The sequence below is a fragment of the Kitasatospora sp. NPDC001175 genome (genome assembly GCF_053598215.1).
Window position 1 is genome coordinate 1 of the sequence record NZ_JBSFJU010000140.1, and the last position, 8,520, is coordinate 8,520.

8 protein-coding genes and 2 pseudogenes are annotated in these 8,520 nt (G+C 70.2%); 5 read left to right on the plus strand and 5 right to left on the minus strand.

Features of this window, described 5'->3' with window-relative positions; translation table 11 throughout:
- Nucleotides 1-186 (plus strand): annotated as a pseudogene (locus ACWDAK_RS39975) (hypothetical protein); the annotation flags it as partial.
- Here the strand turns inward: ACWDAK_RS39975 and ACWDAK_RS39980 are convergent.
- Nucleotides 143-934: an IS5 family transposase gene (locus ACWDAK_RS39980; RefSeq protein WP_427396206.1), complete on the minus strand. Its 792-nt coding sequence runs from the start codon at nucleotides 932-934 to the stop codon at nucleotides 143-145. The pseudogene ACWDAK_RS39975 and the gene ACWDAK_RS39980 sit on opposite strands and share 44 nt — an antisense overlap.
- A 270-nt stretch (nucleotides 935-1,204) precedes the next feature.
- On the opposite strand from ACWDAK_RS39980, the pseudogene ACWDAK_RS39985 reads away from it, so the two are divergent.
- Nucleotides 1,205-1,264: pseudogene (locus ACWDAK_RS39985) on the plus strand (hypothetical protein); the annotation flags it as partial.
- Between the two features lie 12 nt (nucleotides 1,265-1,276).
- Nucleotides 1,277-2,035 carry a WD40 repeat domain-containing protein gene (locus tag ACWDAK_RS39990; protein WP_427396205.1) on the plus strand — a complete coding sequence of 253 codons (759 nt, stop codon included), beginning with the start codon at nucleotides 1,277-1,279 and terminating at the stop codon, nucleotides 2,033-2,035.
- A 194-nt stretch (nucleotides 2,036-2,229) separates the two neighbouring features.
- Here the strand turns inward: ACWDAK_RS39990 and ACWDAK_RS39995 are convergent, their stop codons facing one another.
- Nucleotides 2,230-3,069, minus strand: a complete 840-nt coding sequence (locus ACWDAK_RS39995) for a hypothetical protein (RefSeq protein WP_344641482.1) — start codon at nucleotides 3,067-3,069, stop codon at nucleotides 2,230-2,232.
- A gap of 16 nt (nucleotides 3,070-3,085) precedes the next feature.
- The gene (locus ACWDAK_RS40000) at nucleotides 3,086-3,910 is read right to left on the minus strand and encodes a papain-like cysteine protease family protein (RefSeq protein ID WP_344641483.1); all 825 of its coding nucleotides are present in this window, start codon (nucleotides 3,908-3,910) and stop codon (nucleotides 3,086-3,088) included.
- Nucleotides 3,911-5,253: 1,343 nt separating this feature from the next.
- Here ACWDAK_RS40000 and ACWDAK_RS40005 point away from each other — a divergent pair.
- Nucleotides 5,254-5,778: a MepB family protein gene (locus tag ACWDAK_RS40005; protein ID WP_344641484.1), complete on the plus strand. Its 525-nt coding sequence runs from the start codon at nucleotides 5,254-5,256 to the stop codon at nucleotides 5,776-5,778.
- A gap of 258 nt (nucleotides 5,779-6,036) precedes the next feature.
- Nucleotides 6,037-6,981: a CPBP family intramembrane glutamic endopeptidase gene (locus tag ACWDAK_RS40010; RefSeq protein WP_427396204.1), complete on the plus strand. Its 945-nt coding sequence runs from the start codon at nucleotides 6,037-6,039 to the stop codon at nucleotides 6,979-6,981.
- A gap of 132 nt (nucleotides 6,982-7,113) precedes the next feature.
- On the opposite strand, the gene ACWDAK_RS40015 is transcribed toward ACWDAK_RS40010, so the two are convergent.
- Both ACWDAK_RS40015 and ACWDAK_RS40020 read right to left on the minus strand, forming a co-directional pair.
- A complete protein-coding gene (locus ACWDAK_RS40015) occupies nucleotides 7,114-7,674 on the minus strand; it encodes a hypothetical protein (protein WP_427396203.1) in 561 nt (186 codons plus the stop codon).
- Nucleotides 7,675-7,990: 316 nt separating this feature from the next.
- Nucleotides 7,991-8,173 (minus strand): hypothetical protein, encoded by a 183-nt coding sequence (locus ACWDAK_RS40020; protein WP_344641487.1) that lies wholly within the window; start codon nucleotides 8,171-8,173, stop codon nucleotides 7,991-7,993.
- Between the last annotated feature and the right edge of the window lie 347 nt (nucleotides 8,174-8,520).

Sequence of the window (8,520 nt, forward strand, 5' to 3'; positions counted from 1 at the left end):
GCTCGGTCAAGATCCGCTGACCTGCCAGGAGATGGCTTCCTGCTTCGGCCTGGAGGCGGTGCCGGCGAAGGTGGAGGCGCTGCGGTCGAAGGCGAGCGCCTGGTGGCCCGCGGTTGGCTGGCCGAGCCGGCGCCGGGCCGGTTCACGCTCGCGAAGGGCGTGGCCGGGCCAGGCGGCGGGTCATGAGCAGGGTCATCGACCAGTAGATCATCGCCTCGGCGCTGCTGGTGGATCGCTCGAAGTCGCGCACGAGACGGCGGGTGCGCATCAGGTGGGCGAAGAATCGTTCGACGATCCACCGCTTGGGCAGCACCACGAACCCCTTCTGGTCGTCGCTGCGCTTGACGATGACCAGCACCAGCGCCAGGGCGGTGAGGCAGAAGGTGATGAGTGGGCCGGTGTAGCCGCCGTCGGCCCAGATGAGCTCCAGCAGGTGGTGCGCGTCGGCGACTTGGGCGAGCAACACCTCGGCGGCGGCGCGGTCGCCGATGTCCGCCGGGGTGACCACCACCGCGAGGAGCAGGCCGAGCGTGTCGACCACGACGTGCCGCTTGCGCCCGTTGATCAGCTTGCCGCCGTCGAAGCCGCGGCTGTCCGCGCCGACGACGGCGTCCGCCTTGACCGACTGCGAGTCGATCACGCCCGCGCTCGGCTGGGCGTCCCGGCCCGCCCGGGTGCGGACCTTGGCCCGCAGTCGGTCGTGGAACTCCTTGACCAGGCCCAGGTCGCGCCAGCGGCGGAAGAACGCGTATACGCGGTCCCACGGCGGGAAGTCCGCGGGCATCGCCCGCCACTTGATGCCGTTGTCGACGAGGTAGTGGATCGCGTCCAGCATCGTCCGGTGGCAGTACGCCTCCGGTTGCCCGCCCCTGCCTTCCAGCCATCCGGGCGTGGGCAGTGCGACGCGGACCTGGGCCCACTCGGCGTCGGTCATGTCCGACGGATACCGTCGAACGCGCTCACCGTGGTCGGCCGCGTTCCCGTACGTGTGAGCGAGATAATCACACGACGACACGCGGAAGTTGGACGCAACAGGCACGAGCGCGACAGACTGGGACAACAGGGCCTCTCTGTTGCTCGGTAGGACTTCGACAATCCCCGAACTGTGCAGGAGGCCCTGCCTCTATGCATCCGCAGGCCCGTGATCACCCGATCGAGACTCCCGTTCGATCGGCAAGCGCCCTGATCGGTACGACAACGGCTACTGAGCTTCAGTCAGGACGGCAACTGGCTGGCCAGTTCCTCCGCCGACAACGACGGCCGGCTTTTCAACCTGGTGACCCACCAGACCACCGTGCTCCACGGCCCGACCGACATCATCGAAGACTTCGCGTTCAGCCCGAACGACCAGCTGGTGGCCACCGCGGACGCGGCGAGCGCAGCGCGGCTGTGGGACACCGCCACGGGCAACCCCGTGCACACCTTCAGCATCGTCACCAACTCCGTACGCGTGGCGTTCAGCCAGGACGGGAGCAAACTGGCCATCGGCTCCGACGACGGCACCGTCCACCTGTTCGATCAGGCCACCGGCAACGAGCTGGCCACCTTCACCGGGCACCGGATGATGGTGACCGCGCTGGCCTTCAGCCCGGACGGCACCATGCTGGCCAGCGGCAGCCGCGACGCCACGGTCCGGCTCTGGGACGTGCCGGCCCGCACCGCACTGCGCACCCTCACCGGGTTCACCGACTACATCGACTGTCTGGCGTTCAGCCCGGACGAGACCGTCCTGCTCGCCGCCGACGGGGGCGGTGTGCTGCACCGCCGGCAGGTCTCCAGCGGCCTGGAGGGCACCCACCGACCGCTGTTCGGGGTACCCCGGGCGATCAGCGCCGACGGCGGGACCCTGCTCGTGGAGGGCGGCGCGGACCACCGGGCCCACGTCTGGGAGCTCAACCAGGACACCGAGGTGGCCTCCCTGCCCGGCTTCGAGCGGGGCACCGCCGCGCTCAGCACGGACGGCCGCGCCCTGGCCATGATCGGGTACACCGGCACCGCGGAGAGCCCTCTCCAGCTCTGGCGGCTGCGCCCGTGAGTCCGGACTAGACCTAGGTCGGACGACGAACCCGCACGCATAGCGCCTGACACGCGGCGGCGTCGCCGTTTTCTTCGGCCGGTGAGCGGCTCCCCGGGTCCCGTCCCGATTCCGCCGTTCGGGACACGGTGGGTCGATCCGGGGAGCCGCGCGATCGCGGCCGTCGGCGTCCGAAGCGTCGGCGACGTGCGGCCTTACGCCTGGCGGGCCGTGCGCGAGCGACGCCGGCGCAGGAGCACGACACCGGCGGCGGGGGCCAGTGCGGCGCCGGCGGCTGCGAGCACCGTGGTCGACGGCCGGGACGGATGGGCCGGTGCGGCGTTGGCCAGACCGTAGCCGCCGGCCAGGCCGTTGCGGTCGTAGGAGGAGCCCGGCGTCTTGTCGGCGTAGCGCTGATGGACGAGCTTCTGGTAGTCGGTCAGCGACACACTGCCGCGGCCGCCGAGCCCGTCCTGCGCCTCGTGGTTCAGCGGCTGGACCTTGTTGCCCGCGAGCGCGTACCAGGCGTGGATCTGCGGCTCGCTGAAGACCGTGCTGCCCTGGGTGGCCTTCCTGGCGTAGCGGGCGTCCTCGTCGCCGTCGCGGATCCCGGCCAGCTGCCAGGAGTTGGCGCCGTGGCTGAGCAGGACGTCCGCGTGGTGGCCGTCCTTGCCGGTCACCGGTGCGGCCAGGAAGGACAGGCGCACGGCGTTGCCGACCGTCGCGGGCTTGGTGCCTTTGACGAAGTCCGGTGACAGCTCGTACAGCGCCACGGGGGTGTCCATGCTGAACGGCTGGCTGCTGTCCGCGGCCATGCCGGCTGTCGGCATGGCCGGGACGCCGTTGCCGGCCGCGGCGACCGTGCCGAGGAAGCGGGAGACGGTGCTGTGGACCTGGTCGGAGGCCAGGACCTGCTGCGCGCCCGACGGGTCCGGGACGCCCGGCCGGTCATCGGCCAGGGCCTGCGGGCAGACGGCGGTCAGCAACGCCGTCGCGCCCACGGTGAGCGAGGCCAGGCGGGCTGCCCGCCGACCGGTGCGGTGGTGGTTTCGCATGTGGGGCGAGCCTTCCTCAGTTGTGGATCCCGATCCGGGAGTGGGTCCAGGCGAACGAGCTGTTGCTGGCGTAACTGCCGTAGTTCCACCAGGTGTACGTCTGGGTGGACGGCCACGGGTCGCCGACGGCGATCATGCTTGAGGACGGGTCGTAGCCGTAGATCACGTTCATGTGCCCGCCGCCGGCCGCCCAGCCGATCCGCACCGCGAACGGCCGGTTGCCGGATATCTCGTTGGCGGTCTCGGCGAAGGTGGCGCTGCGGTAGAGGTCGTAGCCCGTGCTGGCGAAGCCCATCTCCCACAGCGCGCCCGCCATGTCGTCGAGCGTGGCGGGCTGGTCGTTGCAGCTGACGCCGCTGTACTGGTGCGCGAGTCGGCAGAAGTCGTACTGGCTGTACTGGGTGTAGCCCCAGTAGTTGGCGAGGGTCAGCCCGGAGGCGTCCCAGCACCATTCGTCCTGGACCTGCTTCTGCATGGAGATGTTGAGGGTGACCGCACCGCCGCAGGCGGGCAGGCTGTCGGTGTTCTGCGCGATGAAGGCGTCAGCGATGTAGAACGAGCCGGATCGGATCCAGCGCGCGTTGTTCTCGACGGTGTCGCCCTGGGTCCGGCATTGCATGTTCACCGTGCTGCCGATCTTCGCCTGTCCCACGACGGACGCGGACAGGTGCGGCGCACTGCGCTCGTTGATGTACGAGTAGTTGCCCTGACCCGCGGTCACCGTGCCGGTGGAGTTCGCCAAGGCCGGGCCGGCGGTGCCTACCAGGGCGCCGGCGGTCGCCAGGCCGGTGGCGACTGCGGTGAATGCCCTCCGCCAACGGGAGGGGGGAGAACCGTGCATGCGGCAATTCCTTCTCTGAGGACAGGCGTGCCGGACCGGCACGGCGGGCAGCCGTGCGCAGTGCTGCCAGGTGTTTCGTTCAGGGGAAACCCATGGGAGGCCGGTAGATCCCGGCCGACGAGAGGCAGTTTGAACGCACTTATCCGACGCCACTTCAATCTGGCGGCGTGACAAGGCAGTTCCGGAATATGGCTCTGATCATGGCCGAAGTGGCCATGGCATCAGTCTGTGTACGGCTTCCTCATAGCGATCCCCCGAAAGTGGCATGGCGAGGCACTGGCCCGGCGCCTGTGATGGCGGGGCCGCCCGACGGCGACCCCGAGTCGTGCAGGCCGTGAGGTGCATCGAAACCCGCTGCGGCCTGATGGCGGATCATGTTAGTGACCTTCAAAGGGGTTTGGTCAAGCGTCAGGATTGACGAAATCAGCCTCGTGCACACGGTGACCGACCAGGTGCATCGGGTGACCTTCTGCTGCCGCGCCGGCGCCCCTGACCTCGGCCGACGCTCGTCGGGGCGCGCCACGGGCAGGCTGCTTTCCATGCGACCGAACGGCCGTTTCCACTTGCGCCACCCTTGGCGTTTGCATACGCACTTTGCCGGCGATCGGTCCGCAGCATTCACGCGCGCCGACCGGGCCCAACGTGCCGACTGGAGCCCGACCGGGGCGGGCGGATGGGCCGTCACCGCACATGCCGGAGAAGCGGCACGGCGAGCAACGAGCCGGGTTTCCACATGCGGGCACCACCCGATTCGAGGCCGAATTCGGCCCGGCCGACAAGTGGAACAGCGGCCCGATTCCAGCTTCCGCCGCTGCCTCCCGCCGCCTTGTGCGACATATTGTCAGCTAGATACCGAAGCCCCGTTCCCCGCCGATCGGCGGAGGCTTTCCCGGTCGATCGACGGGGGTCCGACACTCGATTTCGCAGGACTTCACGGCTTAGCACCACGTCTTTCGAAGAACTCCACAACCGCGCCCTCGCGCTGGGTATGTGACATGTGCAATGGTGTGTTCGACGAGCCCGGGGACCCTGTGCCAACACCCCGACCGCCTCGCCGCGGAGGGGGAACGCCATCGTGGCCACCGCGCATCAGTGCACCAACCGACGTACGGCGCAGGCTGGTTCGCCCTGCCGTGCGGAGATCGCCAGCCCTGCGGGGTTCCAAAACTCGGCCGTAGGTGCTGAGCTACGGCAGGAGGCCCGTGTACAGCACGGCATGCGACCAGCACGAAGCCGGCCTCACCCGCACCCTGGGCGACCCGCTGCGGCGCACCCCGACAGGTCGCCTTGGCTGGGTGTGAGGGGCGCGACCGCGCACGCGGTCGCGATGGCAGGATGACGGCATGGTGACGAATCAGTTGTGGGCGGGGCTTCACGGTGACCTGCTGGCGGCGAAGGCGTTGGTGTACGACCCGAGCGGTTTCACCTGCTCACTGCCGGTGCCCGAACCAGAGGGAGGCGAATACGCGGCTTGCGGGTTCACGCTCGATGACCGCTCGGTCCGGTTCCGTGTGGCCAAAACCACCCCGACGAAGGTGGGCCAGTTCGTCACCCTTTGGCAGCGGTCCGAGGAGGGGCCGATCCGGCCCTTCGACGCCGACGGCGGTGTGGACCTCTTCGTCATCAGCAGCCGCGACGGCAACGGCTTCGGACAGTTCGTGTTCCCGAGCGAGGTGCTGTGCGAGCGCGACGTCGTCTCCCGCAACGGCTCCGGCGGAAAACGAGGGTTCCGCGTCTACCCGCCGTGGGCGACCACGACCAACCGGCAGGCCCGCAACACGCAGGCATGGCAGGTGAACCACTTCTTCCACATCGGCCAGGACGGGCCTGCCGACCTGACGCGCGTCCGCGCCCTCTACCAGCCGTAGGTTCCTGTACCGGCACCGGCTCCGTCCGCTGGTCGAACGGGCCGTGCAGGAGTCGCCGGGCAAACTCGCCGTACTTCGTCGCGGTGGCCCCGCCGCCGGGACGGCCTCAGAGGCCTTGATCGCCCGCAGGGCCCGACGGGGCCGGCCGCGGACGAGCGGGGCTGCGAGGGGCGGGAGGGTCGAGGGGGGAAAGCCCCACCTCCATACGGTGGTTGGCTGGATTCCTCGGTGTCCCTTCGGGTCCGTACCGTCTGCGACATGACACTCTCGACCCCGTTACGACCCGCACCGCCCGCCACCCGGCGACGCGCACTCCTCGTCTATCTCGGCCTCGCCTATGCAGGCATGTGGGCAGCCATGTCACCCCTGCTCGCCACCGGATTCCAGCGCGGCAACGCCCGGGAGGAACCGGGAACGCTCGAACAGGCCTGCATCGCAGCCGCGATGTTCGCCCCGGCCCTCGCCGCCATCCTCGTCGTGCGCTTCGTCGAACGCGACGGCACACGGGTACGCGACGCCCTCGCACTACGCCTACCCCGACCCCTGACCCGCGCCCTTCTCGCCTGCCTGCTGCCGATCGGCGTCCTCGCCGCCCTCACCGCAGCAGTGATCGCCCTCGGCACCCTCGCAGGCACCTACCCCCTCGCCGGGCCCGACACGCTCACCGCAGGCGGAGTCGCCGAATGGGCGCTCCAGGGCCTGATCGGGATGCTGGTCTCACTGCCACTGTTCTTCGGTGAGGAACTCGGCTGGCAGGGATTCCTCTTCCCCCGCCTGCTCCGCGCCGATGGCACGGCCGGCCTGATCCGGGCCTACGTACTCACCGGCTCGGCGTTCGCGCTCTGGCACCTGCCCACACTCCTGATGGGCGGACAGTACCCGGGCAGGCCCTGGTACCTGGCGGTACCCGCACTCACCGTCAGCTGCATCCTCATCCTGCCGGTCTTCACCTGGCTGCGCCTCCGCTCCGGCTCAGTCGTGCCGGCCGTGTTCGCACACGCCTTCGCGAGCACCCTGAGCGTGGCAACACTCAAGGAGTTCGCCGACCCCGACGCCACCCTGGACCCCCTGACCATGGGCCTGGCCGGTTGGCCAGGCTGGGCCGTCACCGGCGCCTTCGTCGCCTTCCTCTCACTCACCGGCCGACTCCGACCCACCTACTACGACAAACGCAACGCACCGCGCCCGACGACCGCGTTGTGAACAGGGCGCCTGCGAGGAGACGCTGCACAACGCGCCCGGCATCGCCGGAGTGCGGCATCGCGGCCCCGGCAGTCCCGCGCCGCCGGGCCGGCCATCCCCTCGTGTGGTCGGCCCGGCGGGAGCGGTCGGTGGTCAGCCGCGCACCATGTAGCGACCGTGCGTCATGGCGATGAAAGGCACGCTGCCCTGGCAGTCGGAGATCGGTACACCGAAGGCACCCCAGAGCCAACCGGCCCGACTGGCCCGGCCGTTGCCGTTGTCCTGCAGGGTGACCGCGACCCGCGTGCCGATGAACCGGGTCCCCGGGAACCACGGCACCTGGCCGCTTGTGATGACGCCGGTCGCAATCGCGTCCCGGCCGCCCACGGCGAGGCAGGTGATGTCACCCGCGAAGTCGGCGACGAGTCGGCCGTCGACATGACGGTGGACGACGTGGAAGCGCCCTGTGGTGCCTGCCGGTTGCCCGTCCACCGCTGCCCGGGCGTCGATCTCGATACGGACGTCGTCCCCGGCGAAGCCGGGGAAGAAGTTGGTGAGCGTGGTGCCGGCGGCCCCCGACACCCGCACCGGATGGCCTGCCGAGTCGGCGGCGGCACCGCCTGCCAAGGCGGGCGCAGCGGCGGCCGAGGGAACACCGGCGGCGATCGTGCTGAGTACGGCGAGTGCCGCGGCCGCCGCGGTGCGGCCCCGCAAAGCATGGCGCGTTCGGGACGGATACCAGTCAAGTAGGGAGGATTTCATGACAGTTCACTCCAGTAGGTTCGGCTGTCGATACCGCCACCACTGTCGCGCGGCATGCTTCCCGACACCTCCCGCTGCGGAGTGAAGTCCGTTCCTCCCCACGAGCGATTTCCCCCTCCCCCGCACGGTGGCGGACCGCCGACCGGCATCCGTCTCCGGACGGAGCGCGCGCCTTCCTCACCCACGCCGCCGCCGTTCTCCGCGACCCCGTACCGCCGGACCGGCCGCGACGTCGGTGGCAGCCCCGGCGCAGCGCCCGGCGGTGCGCTCAATGGGTCACCGCCGCGGCTACGGCCTCCAGCGTCATCCCGGCGGACCGTCGGCGGACCTGGCTGCGGATGTCACCGAGCAGCCCGTGTTCCTGGCCATCGTCCTCGCGGTCGCCGTCGAGATCCCGGTCGTCCTGGTGCTCGGGAACGGCGCGGCGCCGGGTGAGGGTGGCGTGCAGCATGGCGCGGGTCTGCGATGCCTCGGCGTGACAGACCGGCTGCAGCTGACCCTCGGAGTCGGGGCGAGGCCCAAACGGCCATCGACCAGGGCAGCCGAGCCGTCCAGGCCGCCCACTCCGCGCCCTGTCCAGCCCGCTGCCTCCTCGTCACCGCCACCCGGTCGCCCGCGGCTGCTGTTCGTTCTGACCAACACCGGGCGCATCAACTTCGCGCTCCTCGAACAGCACGGCGCAGGCCGCCGACCGGCATCATGGTGTCGGCGGCCCCGGCGTTGCACGGCCACGCTCCGTTCCCTCCCGGCTTTGCCGGGAGGGGGTGGACAGGCCGATGGGGGCCCGGTGCGTGTGCA

Coding starts and splice junctions, on each gene's coding strand:
- ACWDAK_RS39980 (WP_427396206.1), bottom strand. CDS start 934: ATGACCGACGCCGAGTGGGCCCAGGTCCGCGTCGCACTGCCCACGCCC.
- ACWDAK_RS39995 (WP_344641482.1), bottom strand. CDS start 3,069: ATGCGAAACCACCACCGCACCGGTCGGCGGGCAGCCCGCCTGGCCTCG.
- ACWDAK_RS40010 (WP_427396204.1), top strand. CDS start 6,037: ATGACACTCTCGACCCCGTTACGACCCGCACCGCCCGCCACCCGGCGA.
- ACWDAK_RS40005 (WP_344641484.1), top strand. CDS start 5,254: ATGGTGACGAATCAGTTGTGGGCGGGGCTTCACGGTGACCTGCTGGCG.
- ACWDAK_RS40020 (WP_344641487.1), bottom strand. CDS start 8,173: ATGCTGCACGCCACCCTCACCCGGCGCCGCGCCGTTCCCGAGCACCAG.
- ACWDAK_RS40000 (WP_344641483.1), bottom strand. CDS start 3,910: ATGCACGGTTCTCCCCCCTCCCGTTGGCGGAGGGCATTCACCGCAGTC.